Origin of the sequence: Flavobacterium sp. (genome assembly GCF_017744675.1) — a bacterium.
In the GTDB taxonomy this organism is placed as follows: domain Bacteria; phylum Bacteroidota; class Bacteroidia; order Flavobacteriales; family Flavobacteriaceae; genus Flavobacterium.
Window position 1 is genome coordinate 550575 of record NZ_JAGIAV010000004.1, and the last position, 25258, is coordinate 575832.

Consider the following 25258-nt stretch of genomic DNA (forward strand, 5'->3'; position numbering starts at 1 on the left):
TTTTTATCATTTGTTAAATTATTTCTGATTTCCATAAAAGAACTTTGCACCACAAAATTTAACACTATGAACTGGATTATATTAATCATCGCAGGCTTATTTGAAGTAGCCTTCGCTTCATGTCTTGGAAAAGCAAAAGCCACAACCGGAACCGAAATGTACTATTGGTATATTGGCTTCTTTATATCTTTAACAGTAAGTATGCTTTTATTAATGAAAGCTACAGAAACGCTACCACTAGGAACAGCCTACGCAGTTTGGACAGGAATTGGAGCGGTTGGAACTGTCTTGGTCGGAATCTTTGTTTTTAAAGAACCAGCTGCTTTCTGGAGATTGTTCTTCTTAGCCACTTTAGTTGGTTCTATTGTGGGTTTAAAAGCGGTTTCGCACTGATAATATATTTTTTTTGTTTCAGGTTTCAGGTTTCACGTTCCTTAACTTAAATCCTGAAACTTGAAACTTTTAATATTGTTATATTCAACTTTGTCAAAGTTCAAAACTTTGACAAAGTTTTTTTGTTTTTTAAACGCATAGAAACATAGAATTTCTGCCTCTTAAAAGGAAATTGAAAGAAACTAGTTTCTAACACATAGGCTATGCGCAGGCAATATCCACGCAAACTTATCATTCCGACGGAGGAGGAATCTCACTAGAAATTCCGCAAAGTGATTTTTTCAATCTTTGTCGAATCCCGCGTGAGATTCCTCGTTCCTCGGAATGACAAAAATCCACATGATTCCTCCTCCGTCGGAATGGCAAACTGTTGGCAGAACTTTGTCAAAGTTTGAAACTTTGACAAAGTTTACGCAAACAAGATCTCTCAAAAACATTTAAAACATAGCCCAAGGTTTCAACCTTGGGTTCCGTATTTTGGGATTTAGACTCGAGCGATAGCGAATAGGCGAAGCAATTTAAATTTTGGAATTTACTTTTTTCAGTTTTGGAATTTGGAATTTTAAAAATTTGAAAATCAAAAAACATTAATGCACTTTCAGCATCACATGATAAAAAAATAGCATTTTACTACATTATTCTCCGTTTTATCTTTGTCAAAAATTAAAGCCAAAATAAAAATGACATTCAGCCATTCCATTAAATCTTTTAACGAATTAACCAATCACGAATTGTATGATATGCTTCGTTTGAGATGTGACGTTTTTGTAGTCGAACAAAACTGCCCTTATCTCGATTTAGACAATAAAGACCAGAAAGGTTTTCATTTGTTGTATTTCGTTGATAACGAGTTAGCAGGTGTAACACGTTTACTTCCTGCTGGAGTTTCTTACCATGAGATTTCGATCGGAAGAGTGGTAATTGCAAGAACGCATCGCGGATTAGGTTTAGGAAAAAAACTAATGGAAGCTTCAATAGCAGGCTGTGAAGAAAAGTTTGGAAAAGCTCCAATCAAAATCAGTGCGCAGTATCATTTATCAAAATTTTACCAATCGCTCGGATTTGCAGAACAAGGCGAAGTTTATGACGAAGACGGAATTCCGCACATCAAAATGCTTCGAGCATAAGATTTAAGGAACGATCAATTTCAGAACGTTGGCCAACACAGGATTATGTTCTTCGGTTCGCCAATTGATGTATAAATCGGTTTCCATTGGCAATTTGATAAATCGGATTCCAGGAATTTCATGAAAAACATACGAATCGGGTAAAATTGCAATTCCGAGTCCTTTTCGAACCAAAGCAATAATAGAAGAGCCAAATTCAGAATGAAGATAGGCTTCTGGAGCATTCTCTAAAGAATTGAATAACCTTTGTATAAGGTCGCTGTAACTGCTTCCTTCATCGTTAGTTGGCAAAATAAACTTTTGAGAAGCAAGCGTTTCTTTGGTTAGATCTTCTGGAGTTCGATACGGATGATTTTCGGGAACGACAATGGCTAGGTGATCGGTATAGATTTTTTGGGATTGAATATCCTTAGCATTATTGATATCTCTCGTAATAGCCAAATCGATTTTATAATTGCGAAGAAAATCCTGCTGATTCTCATAAATAACCTGAACCAGTTTGATTTTAAGTTTCGGATAAGCATCAGAAATACGAGATAAAATTTCGGGCATAAGAGAAGCTGAAATAGAATCGGGATGAGAAATGGTAATGGTGCCGCTCTCTCCTAACTGAATCTGGCGGGCAGATTGATGGATAAATTCTAATTTACTCAATTCTACCTCCCATTTTTCTTTTAAGAATTGGCCGGCCGCTGTAAGTTTGACATTGCGTTTGTTACGCTCAAACAGCTGTACGCCAAGCTGATTCTCCAAAGACTGAATCTGACGGCTGAGTGCTGATTGTGTAATATTCATTTTTCCGGCAGTGTTCCAGAAATGAAGTTCGCGGGCCAAGGCCAAAAAATATTTTATCTGCTGTAAATCCATTGATGCAATTTACGCATTTATTAAAAACAAAAAACAGCTTTTAACGCATTAAAGAAACAAAAAATGAATACGCTAAAAATAACCAAAGCAACAATAGATGATGTTTTAAAACTGCAATCGATTGGCAGACAAACTTTTTCTGAAACTTTTGCCGATCTAAACAGTGAGGACAACATGAAAAAATACTTGGAAGAAAGTTTTGCTACAGCAAAACTAACTGCCGAATTGAAAAATCCCGCTTCCTATTTTTATTTGGCTGTTTCGGACGAAAAAGTCGTTGGTTATCTGAAATTAAACATAGCTGATGCTCAAACAGAAAAAGAAGATTTAGATGCTTTGGAAATTGAACGCATTTATGTGGCAAAAGAATTTCATGGTAAAAAAGTGGCTCAAGCCTTATACACTCAAGCAGAAAAAATTGCCGAAGAAATTAAAGCAAGCTACATGTGGTTGGGCGTTTGGGAGAAGAATTTCAGAGCGCTGAGTTTCTACACCAAAAATGGTTTTGTGCAATTTGACACGCATATTTTCAGATTAGGCAACGACGAACAGACCGATTTAATGATGAAAAAAAACTTAACTTAAAATGGAAAGAAGACAGCTTTTATTGTTCTTACTAATTTTGGGCACTGCCTTTTGGGGAGTTTCGTACTCGGTTACCAAAATGGCAATTGGCCACTATTCGCTCAATATTTTTTTATTTTACCGTTTCTTTTTAGCTGTGTTTGTATTGAGCATTGTTTTTTGGAAATATGTTAAAGACATCAATCGAGAAGCAATTAAAACAGGGTTTCTGCTTGCTGTTCCCATGTTTTTAGGGATTCAGTTACAAACTACTGCGCTCAAATATACCGACGCTTCGCAATGTTCTTTCATCGCAGGATTGACGGTAATTATTATTCCGATGTTAAAATTGGCGATCTACAGAACCAATACACCGTTAAAGATCTGGATTGCGGCTCTAACTGCGTTAACGGGATTATTTATTATTGCTATAACAGATAAATTTACTATAAACGTTGGTGATTTATTCACTATTTCGGGCGCATTTGCCTTTGCTGTTTATTTGATTTCTGTAGAAAAACATTCGGCTGCCAAAAATCTTTTGTACTCTATCGTTCCGATGTTTGGATTCTGTGCTTTGTTTACTTTTTGTATAGCACTTACCGATTCGCAAGCTGTTTGGTTCCCAAAAGACAACACATTTTGGTTTGGATCCATTTATTGCGCTTTGTTCTCTACGGCTTTTATGTATACCGTTTCTAACATTTCACAGCGTTATTTATCAGCAGAACGTGTAGCGGTTATTTATTTGTTTGAACCTGTTTTTGGAGCAATTGGAGCTTTCTTTATTTTAGGAGAAAATCTTTCGTGGCGCCTGCTTTTGGGCGGAACTTTGATTTTTTCTGCTACCATTATCTCAGAAGTGAATTTTAAAAGTGAAAGATTGAAGCTTTTTATTCGTAAAAACTAAGTCGAAATTTTAACACATAGAAACATAGTTTATTGGAATGTGTAAAGGCGTTTCACTTGTTTGAATACACATAGGTTACATCGTAAACCAAATTCGAAATCTGCAATCCCAAAAACTTCTGGCTTGTTTTAAATACTTTTGAAAAAACCTTTTTTTTCGAAAACTTTGTCAAAGTTTGAAACTTTGACAAAGTTCTAGCGTAGAAAAGATGCAACAATATCTATGTGTTAGAAACTAGTTTCTTTCAATCTCCTTTTAAAGAAAGAAAAACTATGTTTCTATGTGTTTAAATTCCTGCAATTAGATTGTTATCTTTTACAAAGGCAGAAGCGTATCTTTAGGATCGCAGGGAAAATAGATAATAATATCCGTTCCTTCTCCTGGTTTTCCTTGGGCATAAATATCTCCGCCAATAGCCTGCATTATTTTTTTACACAAAGCAAGACCTATTCCTGAACCGGTATATTGTTCCTGAGGATGGAGTCTAGTAAATATTTTAAAGATCGATTTTTCATACTGCTGTTCAAAACCAATTCCGTTATCAGAAAAACGAACCCAATGGCAATATACTTTAAATAGATTACTAATAATTACTGGTTCTTGAGAAGCTGTAATTTTAATTTTCGTATTTCTCTCTGGAGATCCATATTTTAAAGAATTCTGAATGATATTGGTAAACAGCTGTTTCATCAAAAAAGTTATTGCATGAACCTCTGGAAGGTTTTCATATTCGATTACAGCGTTATTTTCTGTAATAGATTCGTTCATTTCCTTGAGAACAGATTGCAGCACTTCATTCAAATCTACACTATCTAAAGCATCTCTATTATTTTTTATACGAGTATATTTTAAAATATCCTCTAATAAACCGCTCATCCTATTGGCCGATTTTGAAACTCGCTCTAACGAATTGGAAATCGATTCTGTAGAAATAACATCCAACTCAGAAAGCATTTTCGAAGTAATGAGCTGAATTTTACGCAACGGTTCCTGCAAATCATGCGTACTAATCCAGTTTATGTTTTCGAGCTCTGAATTGGTTTCTTTTAATACTTCACTTTGGTTTCGATATTTTTCCTCTTCTTCACTAAGCATTATTAAAATAAGCTGATTCTGCAAAGTATGAGCATATTGCGCCGCCGCATTAATTTCATACGATCTCCAAACATTACTTTGATTATTTACGATCTGTTTCCAAATATTAAATGAATTTCTAGGATGAAGTCCGTTACTATCTTTAACAATGCTCTTTTCAGGATCTCCTCCCCAATGTATTTCAGAAATAGTCTCTGGCCTAAACCATATGATATGATCGCTATTTCCTAGAGAATGATAGATAATTCCAGCAAAATTCTCGTCTTTAGCAAATTCAGGAAAATAATCGCTGATTTTATTGGTTGAGAAAATTTCAGTTATATTCTTACTGGCAATTTTTTCAATTAAACTGAAAATCTGTTCGTCATTTGGTGTCTGACCATTTTTATAAACTTTATTTCTAGAAATGATGGACACTCCTGCAGCGTTACAGATCTCTAAAAGTTGTGGTGCAGCAATTATCGTCTCTAATGATTTTTGTAAAATAGGAAGATCAAGCGCATTTAATTGTTCTAATGCTAAAATCGTATTTTGTGCGCTGATGTACTCATCATTAGATTGCCTAATATCAATTTGAGAAGTGATAAACTGCCCTTGGAGTTTTGCGGCTAATCGAATTTCTGGAGATATATTTTTTTCTGAATAATGATGACAGGCAATTAACCCCCATAATTTTCCATGATGGATAAGAGAAATGGTCAAGGTGGCTCCTACTCCAATATTTTTAAGATATTCTACGTGAATTGGAGAAGTGCTTCTTAAGATGGAAAGGCTTAAATCTAGATTTTTTCCTTCTTTATCATCAACCGTATAAATTGGAACTGGCTCGTAATTAATATCAACAATCAGTCTAAGCTGATTTCTAATGTATAACTCACGAGCTTGAGCAGGAATATCAGTATGAGGATAATGAAGTCCTAAAAAAGGTTCTAGATCTTCTCGGCAATCTTCTGCAAAGACTTCACCGTTATATTGTTCATCAAAACGGTAAATCATTACACGGTCATAACCCGTTATTTCACGAGTTCCTTTTGCAACAAGAGCACATAAATCTTTAAGAGATTTCGTTTTATTCATTTGACTAACAAACTGAATCGTCTGTTTGTAAGCATCGGCCAATTTTTCTCTATCTGCAAACAGTAATTCGGCTTCTAGAACAAAAATGCCATCACTAACATGAATATTGATTTGGAATAATTTTCCGAGCAGTTCGATCTCAAGCGGAAAAGCATCTTGAACTTCATCTCCTTTTATATAGGCCAATATTTCTTCTTGTGCAATGGAGCCAAAAATGGTTACAAAATCTTTTCCTAACATCTGAATGTGGGAAATATCAAAATATACAGCAACATTTTCTGTACAAAAATCTATTTTCCAATCTTGCGTAATACCAAGTAAAAAGCCATGAGGCTGAATTTTTCCTGGAATATGTATAGGTTCATGTTCGCAATTGGTTAACGTAACAAGATCTCGATTGACTATATCTCTAATTTTCATTGTCTTATCTGCCCTCAAAATGCTTATAAATACTATCAAAAGCAAATATTGCTCCTTCTATAATCTCATCTCCGCAATTATGCTCTTGTTCGTACTCTGAAAGAAAATTAAGGAAAGATTTCCAAAAGCTTCCTGTTTTTTCTCCATAACCGTTAAAATAAGAAACGCCTTGTACTCCTGAAAGTTCTGGAAATTTAGAAACATTTTTCAAAATAAATCTTCCGCCAAGTGTTGAACCTTCTACGACATATAAAATTCCTAAAGCAAATGGAACTGAAATTCCTTGTGTTTCAAAAACTTTTTCCGAATTCATTTTTGGAGCATTCAGAAATAAAAGATCATTTTCTATAAGATGTTTCTTTCTTCTTTGTTCCAGATCTTCAATTGCATTTGCGAAAAAAGGAAAAATAAGTCCCTCTGTATCGTTATGCACATCATGCATTAAACTTAAATAATACCTGTAATCTTCGATTTTCATATCTGGCGACATAATCGACATAGACACTGGAAGTTCTTCTAATTTCTTATGAGAATCAGACGTTTGTGTTTTTAAATCATTAAGAAAACTAGAAGCTATAGCAGAAGTTGTATTTGTACTCATGTGTGTAATATTCTTTATTATCGAGAGTCAATTTGGCAACTCCTCCTCACAAATTTAAACAAAAATTATTAGCTGTATGTTAAAACATTTCCTTTGCAAAATTCAAATCAATCTTCAATCAAAGAAATTTCAAAAATCGTTTTTCCGTTTTCATTTCGATGAGAAATATAACCGCCGTGCGCTTCTATAATATTTTTGGATAAAGTCAAGCCAATTCCAGCGCCTTCAGTTCTTGTGGTATAAAAAGGAAGAAATATTTTGTCTTCAATTTCCTTTTCGATTCCTCTTCCGTTGTCTATAACTCTTATAAAAACGCGGTTGTTTTTGGCTTCCGCCGAAATCGAAATTTGTTTGGAATCTTTATTTTCTAAAGCATTAATCGAATTTGTCAACAAATTAATCAGTACTTGTTCTGTTTGCTGAGAATCGATATTTATCCAATAGTTTTGAGTAACTGAATTTGTAACTTCAATGTTGTTTTTTTTGAATAACGGACTCATGATTTGAATGCAGTTTTCGACCAAATGCTGTAATTCTATTTTTTCTTTCTTTGGTGAAGGCAACATGGCGAGTTTTCGATATCCTTCAACAAATTTCTGCAAATGATCGCTTCGCCTCAACATGGTTTGCACGCTGTGTTTAATGTCTTCTAAATCTTCTGATGAAAGCGAATCTTGCTCTACTACATCTTCTAAATTTTGACAGATCGAACGAATTGGCGTTATAGAATTCAGCAATTCATGAGAAATCACTTTCATCAAATTAATCCATGCGTCTTTCTCTTTTTTCTCGACCACATTCTGAATCGAATCGAGCAAAACAATAAAATAATCCTGTTCAAAAATTTCGGTTCTTGATGCCTGTAAAACAAATGTTTGTCTGCTTTGCTCATTTATACTGATTTCTATTGAAGTTTTAATTTCATGAAAATCATCTTTCTCAATGATTTCGCATAAAGCGGGGAGCTGATTTTTAAGATATTTCCATTTAGAAACCTTCGAAACATTAAAATGACTCGAAAAATAATCATTCATTAAAAAAATACTCCAATCAGATTCTTGTTTCTGTAAAATAATGACACCTGATTCTATATTATTTAAAATCGAACGATAAATAATATCTCTTGTTACTTGCTCGTTTTGCTTGTTTTTTAGCACTTCATACAAATGGAACAATTCGTTATAAGTGCTATTGAATTTATGTTTGGAAAAATCGGAACTAAAATCATGCTGCAAAATCGAAGAAATGGTTTTGTTGTAAACCAAAACCAGGTTTCGGACATAAAAATACATTTCACGACCAAGCAGAAAAACCATGCAAAGGCCAAATATTCCGGTAAACAGCAAACCAATTCTAAAAAAGTAAAGCGACAACTCAATTCCGATCACGATAAAAATCAATCGAAGAAAAAGGAGTTTATAGGTTTCTAACGTTTTCAACATAGCTAGCCGATATTGATATTAAACTTTTCTAAACGTCTATATAGCGCACCTCTTGACAAACCTAATTCTTCAGCGGTTTTGCTAATATTGTTGTTATTTTTAAGAAGCGCTTTTTCAACCGTAGCTTTCTCAACCGAAGAAAGCTGTATATCGTCTGGATTTTCTTCGTAAGGCGTTATAGTTTCCAAGTCCAAATCAGACACGGTAATCGTATTATTTTCACAAAGAATAACAGCGCGTTCGATCTTATTTTCCATTTCGCGAATGTTTCCGTTCCAAGCGTGTCTTTCAATTTGTTCCAAGACTTTTTTGTCAAAAACAATTTCGTCACGACCGTATTTTTCAATCATTTTATCCAAAAGATATTCGGCAAGCGGAATTTTATCTTCGTGTCGTTCTCTTAGCGGAGGCAAAACAATTTCCATCGTGTTTATACGATAATACAAGTCTTCACGGAAGTTTTTGTCGGCAACTTCTAGTTTTAAATTCAAATTGGTTGCCGTTATGATGCGCACATTCAAAGGTCTTGCTTTGGTTTCTCCTAATCGCGTTACGGTTTTCGTCTGAATAACTTGAAGCAGTTTTGATTGCAAATGAAGCGGTACATTTCCTATTTCATCCAAGAAAATAGTACCATTTTGCGCCATCTCAAAACGTCCCGCTGTATCGGTTTTGGCATCGGTAAAAGCGCCTTTGGCATAACCAAATAACTCACTTTCAAAAATATTCGAATTTAAAGAACCCAAATCTACTGCAACAAACGGCTGATTTTTCCTTTCCGATTGCGAATGGATGTGATGTGCCATAACAAATTTCCCAGTACCATTTTCGCCCAAAATCAACACATTCGCATCCGTTTTCGCCACTTTATCCGCTAGCGAATACGCCTTTTTTATAATTTCAGAACTTCCAACAAAAAATTCCTCCTTAATCTCGATTTCCTTGTTTTTCTTTTGTTCTTTTCTTGCTTTATCTACCGCTTGTTTAACCGATTCTAAGAGTTTTTTATTTTCCCAAGGTTTCAAGATATAATCAAAAGCACCCGATTTTAAACCTTCAACAGCGGTTTCTACTTTTCCAAAAGCCGTCATTAAAATCACAACTGTTTTGGGCGAAAGCGTTTTTATTTCTTTCAGCAAATACAAACCTTCTCTCCCATCTTCAAATCCCAATCGGTAATTCATGTCCAACAAAACTACATCAATGGCATTTTTAGACAATAATTCAACAATATTTTTTGGATTATTGAGCGTATATATGTTTTCAAAATACTTTTTCAGATAAACTTTTGACGCAAAAAGGATGTCTTCTTGATCATCGATGATTAAAATAGAAGCGTTGGTCTTTTTCATTTTTGTTCGGTTTTGGACGAAAGGTGTCCATTAATGGACAGTTCAATTTTATTTCGAAAAATAATCCCTTAAAAACAAGGCGATTATAAGCTTTAATTTATTGGCACGAAAATCACAATAGAACTTGTAAATCATTAATAATTAACAGCTTTCGGAAGTACAAATAACCAAATAAATAGCGATAATTTAAAAATATTTTATCTTAATTTTCAGACTTGTTTCTTTCCATTCCGAAGGCATAAAAATTTTAAAAGAAAATCAATCAAAAACCAAAAACAGTCCATTATGATTACCATTACAAAACTTTCAAAAGTATTTAGAACTGAGGAATTAGAAACCAAAGCATTAAGCGAAATTTCGTTAACGATCAACCAAGGCGATTTCGTTTCTATTATGGGACCATCAGGAAGCGGAAAATCGACTTTACTGAACATTATCGGACTTTTAGACAGTGCTTCTAGCGGAAGCTATGATCTTCTTGGCCAAGAAATGGTGGGTTTGAAGGAAAAACAAAAATCGCAAGCTAGAAAAGAAAACATCGGATTCATTTTCCAGAACTTCAATTTAATTGATGAATTATCGGTTTTCGACAATATCGAACTGCCTTTGATTTATGCTAATGTTCCTTCTGCCGAAAGAAAATCTCGTGTAAATGAGATAGCAAAAATTTTAGGAATCGCTCATAGATTAAAACATTTTCCTCAACAGCTTTCAGGCGGACAACAGCAGCGTGTAGCCGTAGCAAGAGCTTTAATCAATAATCCGAAAATTATTTTGGCCGATGAGCCAACAGGAAATCTAGACAGTAAAAACGGAAATGAGGTAATGGAATTACTAACCGATCTTCACGCTAGCGGATCGACTATCCTGATGGTTACGCACTCTGATTACGATGCTTCTTTTTCGCAAAAAACCATTTTTATGAAAGATGGCGTGATTCTTTCAGAAAAAGTGAATCATAGAAATGTGGATGTTCTTGTAAATGCCAAAAACTAGATTATGCTTCAAAACTGGATCAATACATTTATTTTTCATATAAAAAACAACAAATTCTTTACGGCTTTAAACGTTTTAGGACTTAGCATTGGAATTGCGGGTTTGATTTTTTCAATTTTATATTGGAATGACGAACAAAGCTACAATGATTGGAATCCTAATAAAGACGTAGTTTTTCAGTCTTTAAGTCAGGTTAGTCCAACCAATATTTGGGCTACTAATGTGGTCACTTTTGAAGATTATTTTAAAACCGATTTTAAAGAACTGGAAAGTTACTGTTATCTGGATACTTGGTACAACAAAAAGATTCTGCGAAGCAATAATAAAAAAGGGATTTTTAAAACGATCGATGCTCAAAAAACTTTTTTTGAAATGTTTCCTTTTCATTTTATAAAAGGAAATAGCAAAACAGCATTAAAGGACAAAAATTGTATTGCCATTTCTAAAGAGACTGCACTAAATTTATTTGGAGACGTAAATGTTTTAGGCAAAACGATTACAAACGATGACAGAAAACTGGTCGTAACAGCTGTTTATGAAATTCCAGGAAAGTCTTCTCTGGCGCCTGAAGCAGTTGTTAATTTTATAGCAGAAAGAGTCCCCACTGAAAAGGACAATTGGGGAAATTTTAATTTAGCATTGTTGTTAAAACTTAAAAATCCTAAAGACAAAGAAAAAGTAATTGCTAAAATGGAAAGTCTTCTGTACCAAAACCGTACGGTAAGATGGGCAAAACAAGAAGGTTTGACAGTTGCCGAATGGGAGAAAAAAAATGGAGACGAGAAAATAAAAATATTTTTGGAACCTTTGAAAGATGCCCGATTGCATGCCTCTGTAGACGGTTATGCAGAAGGAAAAGGCAATTATCAATTTTTAATGATTATGATGGGGTTATCGCTTTTGATTTTAATCTTATCGCTTTTTAATTACATCAATCTAGCAACGGCAAATGCTATAAAAAGAGCAAAAGAAGTTGGCGTAAGAAAAATTGCTGGAGCATCAAAAAGCAATATTGTAATGCAGTTTATTTTTGAAACTCTTATCATTACCACTTTTTCTATTTTGTTGTCTTTGGTCATTGTCGAATTGTCCCTGCCTTTTTACAATAATTTTTTAGAGAAACAACTCAATATAAACGGTGCTTCTTTCTTTTATGAATTGCTCCTTATTTTTATCATAACCGTTATTGCAGCAGGCATATTCCCTGCTCTTTACATCTCAAATTTTGAAACTTCAAAAGTTTTAAAAGGAAATTTTGAAAGAAGCAAAAGCGGTATCTGGCTTAGAAACGGAATGCTTATTTTACAATTTTCGATCGCTTCTTTTTTTATTATTGGATCGTACATAGTATATGAACAAGTAAAATTTTTAAGTCTTAGAGATTTAGGTTTCAAAGGCGATCAGGTTCTGGAAATTAGCTACAGGAAACCTAATATTGATTTTAATGATCCAAAAGCGGTAAGAGGACTATATACACGATATGAAACTTTAAAAGAAGAAATTACAAAAATTAAAGGAGTTTCTAAAGTTAGCACAGGTGCATTTTCGTTTAGCGGAGGCGGAACTTCAGCTTCTACTTTTAGCTATCATGATGAAAGTATTCAGGGGCAAAATATGGCTGTCGATTACGGAATGCTCGAAATGCTAAAAATCAAATTGACCGAAGGACGCTATTTAGACAGTCGAATTTCATCTGACAGTATAAATTCTGTACTGGTAAATGAAACAGCTCTGAAAATGATGAAAGAGAAAAATCCGATTGGGAAAATTGTAGATTGGAATGAAAAGAAATTTAAAATTATCGGGGTTGTTAAAAATTTCAATCTCTGGGGACCAAAAGCTGAAATTCCACCGATGCTCTTTTTTCATCTCAGAACCGTTGATTGGTTAAATGCAAATGTTAACCGAATTTTCGTAAAAGTAAATCCAGCCGAAATAGAAAATACGCTTCCAAGTCTTGAAAATTTCTGGAGAAAAAACATTGATGCCGATTTCCCTTTTAAATATGATTTTGTAGATAAAGCTTATGCCAAAAACTACAAAGAATTTATAGATCAGAGAAATCTTTTTTCACTCTTAAATGTGCTTGTTATTTTAATTGCTCTCTTCGGACTTTTTGCATTGGCTTCGTATTCTGTTCAAAGCAGAATGAAAGAAATCGCTATTCGAAAAACGCTTGGAGCCGAAACCAATGTTCTATTAAAAGAACTTTCTAAACAATACATACTATTTTGTCTCATCGGATTCCTAATTGCTCTATTTCCAGCTTATTATTTGCTAAATAAGTGGCTTGAAGATTTTGTCTTTAGAATTGAAATTTCTGCTTATCCATTCTTATTTGGATTCATAGCATTATTGTCATTAACCTTAATTGTAGTATTGTCTAGAACCTATCAAGCTACAAAAGTAGATGTTTTAAAATACTTAAAATACGAGTAAAATGCTTAAAAATTGGACAAACATATTTATATACCACATAAAGAACAATAAGTTCTTTACGGTACTAAACATTTTAGGTTTAAGTATCGGAATTGCAGGTTTAATTTTTGCAATTCTGTACTGGAACGACGAACATTCTTATGATCAGTGGAATCCAGAAAAGGATAAAATTTATAGCGTCATGAACGATTTTGGTGGTGGTAATATTTGGACAACAAACTCTCCGGTTCCAGGTCGAATGCTAAAAGAAACTACTTCTTATTTAGATCAATACTGTTATTATAGACCTTATTATACAAAAGAAACAATTCAGTATAACGGAAAAATTGAATTGGTAGACAAAATCTTTTCTGCTGAAAGAAGTTTCTTTTCTTTTTTCCCTTTTGAATTTATTCAAGGTAGCGTCAAAACGGCTCTACATGATCGCAACAGTATGGCAATTTCTGAAGCAACAGCAACTAAGATTTTCAAGAATGAAAATCCGATGGGAAAACAAGTAAAATATGCCGACCAGATTTTTGTGGTTCGCGGTGTCTATAAAATGCCTGAAAAATCATCGGTAATGCCTGCTATCGTAACTCCTATAGTTGAAGAGGAATTAGAAAACAATAAAGACAATTGGGGCTTTAATTATGGCTTAATGCTTAAGTTGAAAAAACAAAGCGATACAACTGCCGTAATTCAAAATTTGGATAAAATATTTCTTGAAGATAATTACAAAAAACAGGCAAAAGCGGAAGGTTTATCAATAGAGCAGTTTATTAAACAATACGGAGATCCTATAAAATCAAGGCTTCTTCCGTTTACAAAGGCAAGACTTTATCAAGGAAATTCTACTTTTCCAGAACTAAACGCCAATTTGCAGTTCTTAAAAATAGTAATGGGACTATCAATTCTAATTTTACTATTATCGATTGTGAATTACATCAACATGGCAACGGCAAATGCAGTAAAACGTGCTAAAGAAGTTGGAGTGCGTAAAATTATTGGTGCATCGAAAAATCAAATTATTGCGCAATTTGTTTTTGAAACTACGCTGATGACTTTGTTTTCTGTATTGTTAGCAATGGTAATTGTGGAACTTTCGCTACCGTTTTACAATTCGTTTTTAGGTAAAAATTTAATGCTTATTGGAACTCAGTTTTACTTGCAGCTTGTCTTGATTTTCATCTTTGTCATTATCGTTTCGGGAGTTTTTCCAGCCGTATATATTTCAAATTTTGAAACGCTTAAAGTATTAAAAGGAAACTTCTCAAGAAGCAAAAGCGGTGTTTGGCTTAGAAACGGAATGTTGGTTTTACAATTTTCTATTGCTACTCTTTTTATCATCGGGTCGTTTATTGTTTACAAACAAGTAAACTTTATGGCCGATAAAGATTTAGGTTTTAATGGTGCTCAGATTATGGATATTTCATTTAAACATCAAAAAGGAAAAAATCAGTATGAAAGGTATAAAATCATTAAACAAGAACTACTAAAAATTCAAGGAGTTGAGGCTGTTTCTGCTGGAATGTTTTCTATTGGCAGCAATGATAATTCGTGGCAAGGTCTCCATTATAAGGCAAACAAAGAAGTAATTACGCAACAAATGTCTATGGATTTTGGACAACTGAACCTTTTAGGCATCAAAATACTCAAAGGAAGAGATCTAGATCCTAAATTGGCGACAGACAGTATTTCGAGCGCTTTATTGAATGAGGTTGCCGCAAAAACACTTCAGGAAAAAGATCCTGTAAATAAAGAAGTGGTTTTTGGCGGACAGAAATTTAAAGTTGTAGGTATTGTCAAAAACTTTCATTACGTTGGATTAGAATACCGTATTGCTCCAATGATCTTTTTCCATCTTACGAGTTTTGACTGGATGACAAATAATTTGCGAAATATTACGGTCAAAATATCGCCTGACCAAATGCCAGAAACAATTGCATCTATAGATAAATTCTGGAAATCTAAAGTCGATCAGGAATACCCGTTTGAGTATAATTTTGTAGATAAAAACTTTGCCAGAACCTACAAAAAATATGAGGATCAGAGAAATTTGTTCGCGCTACTGAATGTTGTCGTGATATTAATTGCCGTTTTTGGATTATTTGCTTTAGCGTCTTTTTCTATGGAAAGAAGATTGCGCGAAATTGCCATTAGAAAAACGCTTGGTGCAGAAACTAATATTTTGCTAAAAGAATTATCCAAACAGTATGTAGTTTTCTGCGTAATTGGTTTCCTTATCGGAATTGTTCCTGCTTATTTATTAATGCAGAAATGGCTGGAAAACTTTGCTTCTCGAATTGATATTCCGTTTATGCCTTTTGCTACTGCTTTTGTTTCGCTGTTATTTTTAACGCTGACAATCGTTTTAGCAAAAGCCTACCAAGTGACCAAAGTAGATGTTTTAAAATATTTAAAATACGAATAATTTAGTTTTGAGTTTTTGAAGAAAAAGCTGTGCAAGTCTGAGCCCTTGTGCAGCTTTTTTATTTCTCTACTTTTCGTTGCGTTTCTTTACCGCAAAGTTCGCAAAGACCTTTTTTAGCTAAACTTAGTATTAAGGTCGCAAAGGCTTTCCTTTATGTTTTAAAATGCAATCTCGCAAAGTCTAGAAGATGCAAAGCTTTTGGTTTCATGCAGATTAAAAAAATGCTGGTAATTTTAAATTTTGAAAATAATCTACAAATACAAGTTCTAGAACCGTTTTGAAAACAGATTTAGATTTTGTTTTAACTAAGGCGTTATTTCTTAGTAAATCCTTTTCTGGTCATTTCTCCCCAACCTTTAGTTCCCATCACTTTTTCTTTATATCCAACTAAAGCCGCATAAACAGTAAGCGGATGAAAATAAAATGGTTCTATAAAAGCAGCCATTAAAAGTTTGAAAAAATCAGCTTGTTTTGGATATTTATGATACGTTTTTTCTTCGCTGTACAAAGCAATAACCGAAAAGAAAATGGCAAAAGAATATACAAAAAGCAGCAATAGAAAGAAAAAGTGCCAGTTTAATAATCCTAATACAATGAATACAACCGTTATTAGAAGTCCGATGAATTCGATTGCAGGCGCTAAAAATTCAAATAATGTCCAATACGGCACACTTAGCATTCCTAATAGTTTGTATTTCGGATTTAAGAACATTTTTCGATGAATGCTCAAAGTTTCTATAGTTCCTCTCATCCAGCGGGAACGCTGTTTTTTGAATATTTTAAACTCTTCTGGCGCCTCTGTCCAACAAAGCGGATCTGGAATGTAGCTTACCGAATACGGCAATTTATTATCGAGCATATAACGGCGCATTCTCACAATGAGTTCCATATCTTCTCCAACCGTTTTGGTGCTGTAACCTCCCGAAAGTATGGCAATTTCCTTATCAAAAGCACCAAAAGCGCCGCTAATAAGCAATAATCCGTCTAGTTTTCCCCAGGCCATTCTTCCTAAAAGAAAAGCCCTTAAATATTCTAAAACCTGAATTCTAGGCAGCATTACATCAGGAACATGCACTTCGACTAAACGTCCGTTTTTAATCACACATTGATTGGCAATTCGGACTACTCCACCTGTGGCAATAATACGTTTTCCGTAGGATTCTAAAAACGGTTTTGCCAGTTTTAAAAGCGAGTCTTTATCCAAAATACAATCGACATCAATACAAACCACATACGGATTTTGAGCAATATTAAGTCCAACGTTTAGTGCGTCGGCTTTACCTCCATTTTCTTTGTCAACCACGATTAGTTTCTTGAAAGCGGCATTTCTGGAAGTGTAAACTCCTCTAATCTTTTTAGTTTCAATTTTGGGATGAAAATCCAAATCGGTCAAAACCAAATCGTAGGTTTTGGTTAGGATTTCCATCGAATTGTCTTTACTACCGTCATTTACCACGATCACCTGATAATTATTATAATTGAGCGAAAGCAGCGATTTTACGTTTTCTTCGATAGTCAAACCTTCATTATAAGCGGGTGCAATGAGCGAAAGTTTTGGAGCAAACTCACTAGTTAAGAGTACATCGTAATCGACAAAGCTGTTACGTTTAAGATATCTTCTAAGTTCTTTTGTAGAAATATAAGCCAAGATTAAATAAGAAGACATGATTAGGATGGCGTAACCCAATATCAGGAGTATATATACATCCAAAAACCACGTTATTTCAGAATTAAAAAAAGTCATTTTCTTATAAGATTATGCTGTTAATGCCTGCAAAATGCTCTGCGCTTCGTATTTGATAATCGTATTTGTTGTCTGATCTGCCAATTGCGCCACGTGAGGAACTTTCTGCGATAATTTAAGCTCTTTTATAAGTTTCAAGCCAAGCGTAATTACCGTTGTGTTTTGCGATTCAAGCAAATGTTCTATTCCTTCGGTATTGCCTACATCGTGTTTTTTAAAAGCGCCAATAATATTCAGCTGCATCCAATCGTCAATCGGATCAGAATGTTCTACCAAATATTTGATACTCTGCGTTCCTTCCAGTTTTATGCAGGCATTTATCGCTACAATTTTTAAGGTTTTCTTTCTGGCTTTAGAAAAAGCAATAATCAGATCAAACGCTTCTTTTATATTAAACTCTGCCAATTCGGTAATTCCTTTACATTTTACCTCCCATCGCAAGCTTTTAAGTTTTCTGAAAGAATCTTTTATTAATCCAGAATCTTTATAAAACTGCTCCAGTTTTTTGGCATAAACGCCTTCGTAATTTTTATGCAGATTGATAAGAGAGTCCGTCAAAACTTCTCTAAAAAAAGAAGTGTCAAAAAGCACTAGAAAATTTTTATCTTCTTTAATTTTTGCGAAAGGAACATTTTCAAAAATAACGGCCGACAATATTTTATCTATCGTTGCACTGTATTCTTTTGTAAGGCGTTCTTTTTTTATTTTACTATTTCTGCTTGCGACAATTATTAAATATAAAATGAAGGCCGCTGCTACAAACAAGTAAATAGAGAAAGTGAGAAAAGGCACTTCCCAACGACCGTCTTTATATAAGCTCCAGATTTCATTCATCTTAAAAGCGTTTCGTTACAATTACTTGCACATTAAACTTGTTTCTGTATTCTCCAGGAGTATATTCTTCGTATTCGTAAAGAAAAATCGGGCGTACAAAAAACGAATCGCCAAAACGATGTTGGTATTGAATTCCTGCTCGATAAGCTTTTAAAGGCTGTGTAAAGCTATTATAGAGATACAAATAAGGGACATTTCCGTATTGCAATTCCAATCTTATTATTCTTTCTTTTTCTTCGTTTACACGCTGCACGCTTACAACGTGAGAGAATAACTCATTCGAAATATCATAATAAGGTCGGTAAGCAAACGTATAAATACCCGCATTATAAGCCACTTGACCTGTAAGCAATGTAATATCGTCTGTTTCAAAATGCATGTATCTTGCGCCAAGCGAAAAATCGAACTTTTTCTGCGGAGCAAAATAATATTCCAGACCTCCTTTTGCTACAGGAAATATGGTTTCTCCTGTAGAAACTCCCGCATTTGCATACAAATAGCTCTTGTTTGAAAAGGTCTGATAAAAATCGGTTTCAAATAGCATTTGGGTTTCATTGCTTATATTTCCGATGTTGGCTCTTCCTACAATGGCCGATTTACTGAATTTATGCGAATACTCGACATAACCGTAATGAAATGGAGGCTGTCCAGGATCTGAAGTTGAAATATTCAAATAAGAAGCCGAAACTGCATTTTTGGCTTTACGCCCTATAAGCGTACGGATTCCTCTAAAAGCTTGCGTGCTATTATCAATATAAGCCGATTTATTAATCAAATCTAATGCTTCTTGATCTCGATTCAGTTTTTCCAGACAAGTGGCTTTAATCTTCAGAACATCAATAGATTTTGGATCAATCGCCAGATATTTATCGCAATATGAAAGGCATTTTTCATAATCTTCTGTCCAGAAATATACATTGATAAGAGCTTGCAAAGCTTCTGGATTTGGATTGTTTCTGTCAGCCATTGGAGACAAAATTTTCACAGCTGTTTTATAATCTTTTTTCCAGCTGTAAATGCGTCCTGTATACGTTTGTATGTCTTCATTTTCTGGATATTTGGTACGCAAAGGTTCAATAAGCGACAATGCTTTATCGTAATTTTCTTTTTCGACTTCACGCTTAACGTTTGCCAAAGTCTCCTCTATATTGATTTCCTGCGCAATTGCAGCAACAGAAATAAAAAACAGGAAAATAGAATAGTATATAAACTTCATCAGATTCGGGTTTTTAGCAGTTTATTAATCCTCACTAAAAGTACGGCCGGACTTACGGGCTTGGCAATAAATTCGTTTGCTCCAATGTCAAAAGAATCCAGCTCAGTTTGTTCTACTCCCGAAGAAGTCAATATTATAACAGGAATATCCGATTTAAGGCTCTCTCTAACGTGCTGTGTAATTTCCATTCCACTTACACCTGGCATGTTTATATCGGTCAATATTAAATCATAGTTTTCTTTTTCGATGGCCTCCAGAGCCTCTTTTCCGTCAGAAAACTGGTCAACACTAAATCCTTTCGACTCTAAGAAAAAAGATAACGATTTGCGTAGGATATCATTATCTTCGGCTACAATAATTCTCATTTTTTATTTTTTTTTATCTGGGGATCATTTATATTAAAACGTCGTATACTGTAAAGCTATTGCAAACTTCTCTGATATCATAACTCTTTTAAAATTTTAACTACTTCTTCGATTCCACAGCTGAAAATATTCATTTTATCTAAAGTTTCTGCTGTAAATGCACCTTTAGAAGCTTCTTCTTCAATTATTGCAAGGCAATTGCTCAAATCCTGCAGCATAAAAATGTCCATACTTGATTTCATATTATGCGCTAGTTTCTTTACAGCATCATAATCGGCATTCTGAAATGCTTCTTCTAATTCTGCCGCCTGATTTGGAATTTTATCTACAAAAAGAGCAATCATGTCATTCTTAAATTCAGAATCGCCGCAAGCCATTTCATCCAAGAAAGACATATCGATAATTCTCTTGTGCTGCACCTCTTGATCTTGAGTCATTACCGTTTTTATCGCTTTTAAAAGAACAGCTTGTTTAAAAGGTTTTGGCACGTATGCATTCATTCCTACTTTATAGCAACGCTCCTGCTCTCCTACCAAAGAATGTGCTGTCATGGCAATAATTGGTATCGTCGAATTCATCTCATTTCGAATGTATTCTGTCGTTTGATAGCCGTCTTTAACAGGCATTTGCAAGTCCATTAAAACCAAATCGTATTTGTTCTGAGATAAAAGTTCAATGCCTTCTTCTCCATTCTGTGCAATATCCAGTTCAAAACCAAAATTATTAATTACGCTTTTTGCGAGCTTTTGGTTTAGCGCGTTGTCTTCGCAAAGCAATATTTTAAGTTTTCCTAAGTCGTTTTTAGAAACTGTTTTTGTTGCCGCTTCTTCAAAATTTGTTTTTTTGTACGAAAGAATAAAGAAAAACTCTGACCCTCTGTTTACAGTACTTTTTACATGAACTTCTCCTTTTTGCAGCTCTACTAATTGTTTTACAATATTAAGTCCAAGTCCAGTACCGCCAAATGTTCTGGTAGTGCTTTCTTCGCCTTGTGTAAATCGTTCAAAAATAGTTTCGAGTTTGTCTTTTGGAATACCGATTCCGGTGTCTTTTATAGAAAACTTAAGCGTGTAATCATCTTCTGTTTCGCCAATTTTCTTTACCGAAACTATTACTTCTCCTTCACTTGTAAATTTTAATGAATTTCCAATCAGGTTTACCAAAATCTGATTAAGCCTGCCTTGGTCGCCAATAACCATATCTGGCATTTCGGCATCCAGAAAAAGGTCAAACTCCACCTCTTTCTGCACTTTTACCTTTAGCAAATTGTAGACGTGCCTAAGCGTTTTCTTTAAATTAAAAGGTTCCGATTCTATTGGTAAATTTCCAGATTCAATTTTAGAAAGATCCAAAATATCATTTACAATCAAAAGCAAATTTTCACCCGCAATTTGAACATTACTAATATAATCATGCTGCGTTTCATCGAGGTCGGTCTGCGCAAGTAAGTCTGTAAAACCAATAATGGCATTGAGAGGTGTTCTAATTTCGTGGCTCATATTCGCCAAAAAACTATCTCTTGCCAGAACTGCACGCTCTGCAATTTTTCTTTGCGCATACAACTGATTGTTTTTTGTGCTTAATTCTAGTGAAGTAATAACGTGTTTGGCCACAATAGAAAGTGCGTTGCGCTGATTATCATTCAGTTCTTTAACCACATGATCGATAGCGCATAAAGTTCCAATATTATAGCCATCTGGCGTTGTAAGCGGTACGCCAGCATAAAATCTTACATTAAAGCCTCCTGTAACATTTGGATCGTCTTTAAATATCTCGTTGACATGCGTATCATTGATTTCTAAGATTTTTGTATCCAAAATGGTGTAATTGCAAAAAGAAATTTCACGTGGTACTTCAGAAACTCCTATTCCAATTTCAGATTTAAACCACTGTCTGTTTTCATCAATAAAAGAAATATGGGCAATGGGAACGCCGCAAATGTAAGCAACAAGCCTTGTGGCATCGTCAAAAGCATCATCTGGAAGCGTATCGAGTATATTGTAACGTTTTAGGGCGGCTAAACGTTGTAATTCGTTATCTGGAATTGGATAATCTTTCATTTTTTTATTAGATGTGGTAAAGGATAAAGATAAAATAATTTAGTCGAAAACCCTTGCTTTATCTCTAGTTTATAAAAAAAACGGTTGAAATACTAGTTGTAAAACTTATAGATTACCATTTTACAATTCCAAAATACTTTTAAGCTCCAATGTTGTATTTCCTGACGGAAGCGCTTTTGGAGCTTTTACTAATTTTTCGGCTAAAAATGCGGTCGTGATTGGTTTTAGATTTTTGAAAAGTCCGATGGCATTGAAGAATTTGATCACTTTTATTGAAATTTTTTCTCCGAAACGGTCTGTATTTTCGCGAATAAGCGGTCCTGGTCTGAAAATGATATATTGTGGAAAGTTAAGCTCTTGAAGATGCTCTTCTAATTTTCCTTTCATCATCGAATAAAATACGCTGCTTTTTGCAGAAGCTCCGTATGAAGAAACCAAAACCAAAGAATTGACTTTATTTTGTTTGGCAGTGGCAGCAAAATCAGCTGGAATGTCAAAATCGATTTTCCATTGTTTTTCTTTAGAACCTGCATCTTTTAAAGTGGTTCCTAAACATGAAAAAAGAACGTCGCCAGTAATTAATTCCTGAAATGAATGGACATCTGAAAAATCAACTACATATTCTGTCAATTTTGGATGCGATTTTCCTGTTGAACGTCTTACAAAAATTGCAACTTCAGAATAATCATTGCTTTCTAAAAGCAGTTGAACCAATTCTTTTCCCGTTGCGCCTGTCGCTCCAATTACCAATACTTTCATAATAAAAAGATTTTAATAGTAAATATAACGCTTTGCCTGAAATAATTTCTAATAAAGGCGCATGATAAGTTTTCATCTCCAAAATCTGCTAGATCTGCGAGAGTAATTTTTTCTCCCGCAGATTTCGCAGATTTAGCGGATTATTCTTTTTGTTCTAAATAAAAAGTAAAACCTCTTTACAGCTAAGCAAAGAGGTTTTGTTTAAATAAGCGATGTCTCCCTGAGCGAAGTAGATGGGCTTCGACTTCGCTCAGCCTGACAGTTTTAAAACTTTTATTTTTTAATGAATTTATGAGTGTAATTGGCTTTGTCGGTTTTAATATTAATAATGTAAAAACCTTTAGCAAAATTACTTACGTCAATTTGATTGTTATTCAGTCTCGCATTGATTGTTCTTCCCGTTACATCATAAATCAGAATATCAGTTATTTCGTCTTCTGTGCTGATGTTTAGATAATCTGCCACTGGATTTGGATAAATAGACAATTGTAGTTTCGTAAATTCGTCTCTGCCCAAAGTCGAAGTATCAATCAAAATCGATTTTTCGATTACTTTTCCATTAGAATTAAAACTAATAACAACTATTGCAGTTCCGCCATTCTTTGGGGTCAAAACTAGCTCTTCGTTAGCATTAATTTCTGCCAAAACAATATTTTCATCACTATTTGATTTAATTGTTTTTATAATCGCTGCTGAAATATTGTCTTCATCTGAAACCACCGTTTTCAAATCAATAACTGTTGGAATTCCCGTTGAGACTTGCGAAGGCAAAACTGAGTTGACAACTGGCGCTGCATTATCAGGAAATACCGTCATGGCAGGAAACCAGTAATAATCATTCAGCACTTTTGTATCGATCAATTTTCCTGTATTATCATAAGTATGAATCCAGTTTTTCTGATAATGTGCCCCAAATCCGCTTTCGGTTGTATTTACAATTAAATGGTCTGAAACCGGATCAATTCGCAATCCTGCGCCGTACATAATCTGCTTGTAAGTTCCGGTTTGCCCAGGAAGCGTAGCAAAATTTTCATTGAATGTTTTGGTCGCAATATCAAACTTTACGATTTGAATTCCAGCAACAAAACTGCTTACATTATTATTCCAATACAGAGCATTTTCTTTGTTGCTGTACGTAAAACTCCCTGCGTTCCAAGCGCCCCAAGAACCCAAATATTTTGTTGTCGGAATCGCGTATTCTGTTGTTGCAAAAGTCAACGCATCAATATTTATCAGTTTTTGATTCTGGATTCCCCAAACACTTCCGTCTTTGGCTTGCGTTACCGAATGGAATGCTCCCGAAATGGTTTTTACAACTGTATTTGTTTTAGGGTCAATTACCAAAATTCCTGTGCTTTGTTTTACAGCAAAAACATATTTCGAAGTACGAATCATATTTCCAATTTGCCCCAAGTATTGGCTTCCGCCACCTGTTCCTGCAATCAAACTTCCTACTTTCATATTCGCAATATCAAAAAGGAAAATACCATTTGAAGCGCCTATATAACCTGTTTTTTCGTCAACACCAACAAAAGAACGGCCGTCTCCTCCTCCAATATTGTCAAATGCTGCAATTTTTTTCATCGTTAAAGCATCGGCAACAACAAGTCTTCCGCCGGGCGTATATTGCGTATCTCCTCCATCTTTGGCTTGTTTAGAGACAAAATAAAACTTATCTCCGTAAATAGTTCCGTATTGCGTAGTTGCTCCGAAACTATTGTTATTATTGGCTTCACTGTAAACACGATAGTTGATATTGCCGTTGTTATCAATAAAATTCACAGATCCGTTCACGTGTCCAAACCAATCTTCGTTTACCATAAAATAACCTTTGGTATAATCTATAGTTTTGACATAAGGAGCAACTGGAGTAAAAGTTGCAGCAATATCAATCATTTCCATATTCGGATTAAAATTCCAAACATCCCAAGAACCGTTTTGCAACTCGCGAGTAGAAGCTCCAACGCTAGAATAATTGTAATCTTCATCTGTTGGATCTTTAACCCAATACGACCAATATCCTAGAGTCCATCCCGATTGCCAGTGATCATCGGCATCGATGCCGGTGTAAGCATCAAAATCGTACTCGGCAGTATTCACTATTCCATTAAAAGGATAATAAGGGTACGTTTTATTTCCATCTTTATAGAGTCCGTTTGTGCCTGTTCCGTTCAAATCGTAACCAAATCCACCAATTGCAGATCCATACTGAGTGCCTTGTTTAAGCAAGGTAAAGAAACGCGGATCAGCCTTTGCAATGGCTTTAATCATATCTTCTCCTGTTGCCGTTCCGTCCCATTTAAAACCCCAAACCAAAGCATCTGAAGTTTTACCGTCATTCCATTGTACGACAAATGCAGCTTGATTAGAACCTGTTCCAACCCAAAATTGAATGTCTGCAAAAGTGATTGCATTGGCCTTTTTTGCTGTGACTTGTTTTTGAGTTACTGTTTTTAATTTAATGTCATTTCTAGGAACGCCTTGCACTTTTATCTGGGCGTTGGTTAGAAATGCAAAAAATAGCATTATTACAATAAAGTAGTTTTTCCTCATAATGTATTGGTTTTAAATATTGTGTTAATCT

General features: G+C 34.6%; 19 protein-coding genes. 7 read left to right on the top strand and 12 right to left on the bottom strand.

Annotation, left to right across the window (positions count from 1 at the left end; translation table 11 throughout):
* Positions 1–66 precede the first annotated feature (66 nt).
* Positions 67–393 carry a multidrug efflux SMR transporter gene (locus tag J7574_RS12705; protein WP_026728926.1) on the top strand — a complete coding sequence of 109 codons (327 nt, stop codon included), beginning with the start codon at positions 67–69 and terminating at the stop codon, positions 391–393.
* 680 nt (positions 394–1073) lie between these two features.
* The gene (locus tag J7574_RS12710) at positions 1074–1520 is read left to right on the top strand and encodes a GNAT family N-acetyltransferase (RefSeq protein WP_290968747.1); all 447 of its coding nucleotides are present in this window, start codon (positions 1074–1076) and stop codon (positions 1518–1520) included.
* Positions 1521–1523: 3 nt separating this feature from the next.
* Here J7574_RS12710 and J7574_RS12715 read toward each other — a convergent pair whose 3' ends face one another.
* On the bottom strand, positions 1524–2387 hold the full coding sequence (locus J7574_RS12715; RefSeq protein ID WP_290968749.1) for a LysR family transcriptional regulator: 864 nt from the start codon (positions 2385–2387) through the stop codon (positions 1524–1526).
* Positions 2388–2450: 63 nt separating this feature from the next.
* On the opposite strand from J7574_RS12715, the gene J7574_RS12720 reads away from it, so the two are divergent.
* Together J7574_RS12720 and J7574_RS12725 are read left to right on the top strand one after the other, a co-directional pair.
* On the top strand, positions 2451–2972 hold the full coding sequence (locus J7574_RS12720; protein WP_290968752.1) for a GNAT family N-acetyltransferase: 522 nt from the start codon (positions 2451–2453) through the stop codon (positions 2970–2972).
* 1 nt (position 2973) lies between these two features.
* Positions 2974–3861, top strand: coding sequence for a DMT family transporter (locus J7574_RS12725; protein WP_290968755.1), 888 nt, complete (start codon positions 2974–2976; stop codon positions 3859–3861).
* Positions 3862–4176: 315 nt separating this feature from the next.
* On the opposite strand, the gene J7574_RS12730 is transcribed toward J7574_RS12725, so the two are convergent.
* From J7574_RS12730 to J7574_RS12745, 4 genes are all read right to left on the bottom strand, one after another.
* Positions 4177–6453, bottom strand: a complete 2277-nt coding sequence (locus tag J7574_RS12730; RefSeq protein WP_290968758.1) for an ATP-binding protein — start codon at positions 6451–6453, stop codon at positions 4177–4179.
* Between the two features lie 4 nt (positions 6454–6457).
* Positions 6458–7054, bottom strand: a complete 597-nt coding sequence (locus J7574_RS12735) for a biliverdin-producing heme oxygenase (RefSeq protein WP_290968761.1) — start codon at positions 7052–7054, stop codon at positions 6458–6460.
* Between the two features lie 107 nt (positions 7055–7161).
* Positions 7162–8496 (bottom strand): PAS domain-containing sensor histidine kinase, encoded by a 1335-nt coding sequence (locus J7574_RS12740; protein WP_290968763.1) that lies wholly within the window; start codon positions 8494–8496, stop codon positions 7162–7164.
* Between the two features lie 2 nt (positions 8497–8498).
* Positions 8499–9848 carry a sigma-54 dependent transcriptional regulator gene (locus J7574_RS12745; RefSeq protein WP_290968766.1) on the bottom strand — a complete coding sequence of 450 codons (1350 nt, stop codon included), beginning with the start codon at positions 9846–9848 and terminating at the stop codon, positions 8499–8501.
* A gap of 285 nt (positions 9849–10133) precedes the next feature.
* Between J7574_RS12745 and J7574_RS12750 the strand changes: the two genes are divergently transcribed.
* Genes J7574_RS12750 through J7574_RS12760 form a run of 3 tightly spaced genes read left to right on the top strand, consistent with a single transcriptional unit; the run spans position 10134 to position 15696 of the window.
* The gene (locus J7574_RS12750) at positions 10134–10844 is read left to right on the top strand and encodes an ABC transporter ATP-binding protein (RefSeq protein WP_290968769.1); all 711 of its coding nucleotides are present in this window, start codon (positions 10134–10136) and stop codon (positions 10842–10844) included.
* 3 nt (positions 10845–10847) lie between these two features.
* Entirely contained in the window at positions 10848–13283 is a 2436-nt protein-coding gene (locus tag J7574_RS12755; protein WP_290968771.1) for an ABC transporter permease, read from the top strand.
* A gap of 1 nt (position 13284) precedes the next feature.
* Positions 13285–15696 carry an ABC transporter permease gene (locus tag J7574_RS12760; protein ID WP_290968774.1) on the top strand — a complete coding sequence of 804 codons (2412 nt, stop codon included), beginning with the start codon at positions 13285–13287 and terminating at the stop codon, positions 15694–15696.
* Positions 15697–16009: 313 nt separating this feature from the next.
* Here the strand turns inward: J7574_RS12760 and J7574_RS12765 are convergent, their stop codons facing one another.
* The 7 genes from J7574_RS12765 to J7574_RS12795 form a co-directional block, all read right to left on the bottom strand.
* Positions 16010–17440 carry a glycosyltransferase gene (locus J7574_RS12765; RefSeq protein ID WP_290968778.1) on the bottom strand — a complete coding sequence of 477 codons (1431 nt, stop codon included), beginning with the start codon at positions 17438–17440 and terminating at the stop codon, positions 16010–16012.
* A gap of 12 nt (positions 17441–17452) precedes the next feature.
* Positions 17453–18274 (bottom strand): hypothetical protein, encoded by an 822-nt coding sequence (locus J7574_RS12770; protein WP_290968781.1) that lies wholly within the window; start codon positions 18272–18274, stop codon positions 17453–17455.
* Position 18275: 1 nt separating this feature from the next.
* On the bottom strand, positions 18276–19490 hold the full coding sequence (locus tag J7574_RS12775) for a tetratricopeptide repeat protein (RefSeq protein ID WP_290968784.1): 1215 nt from the start codon (positions 19488–19490) through the stop codon (positions 18276–18278).
* Positions 19490–19855: a response regulator transcription factor gene (locus tag J7574_RS12780; protein WP_290968787.1), complete on the bottom strand. Its 366-nt coding sequence runs from the start codon at positions 19853–19855 to the stop codon at positions 19490–19492. Before J7574_RS12780 ends, J7574_RS12775 begins: the two co-directional genes overlap by 1 nt.
* Positions 19856–19932: 77 nt before the next feature.
* Entirely contained in the window at positions 19933–21915 is a 1983-nt protein-coding gene (locus tag J7574_RS12785; protein WP_290968790.1) for a GAF domain-containing hybrid sensor histidine kinase/response regulator, read from the bottom strand.
* Positions 21916–22035: 120 nt separating this feature from the next.
* The gene (locus J7574_RS12790; protein WP_290968793.1) at positions 22036–22674 is read right to left on the bottom strand and encodes an NAD(P)H-binding protein; all 639 of its coding nucleotides are present in this window, start codon (positions 22672–22674) and stop codon (positions 22036–22038) included.
* Positions 22675–22947: 273 nt separating this feature from the next.
* A complete protein-coding gene (locus J7574_RS12795; RefSeq protein WP_290968795.1) occupies positions 22948–25227 on the bottom strand; it encodes a DUF5074 domain-containing protein in 2280 nt (759 codons plus the stop codon).
* Positions 25228–25258: the final 31 nt, after the last annotated feature.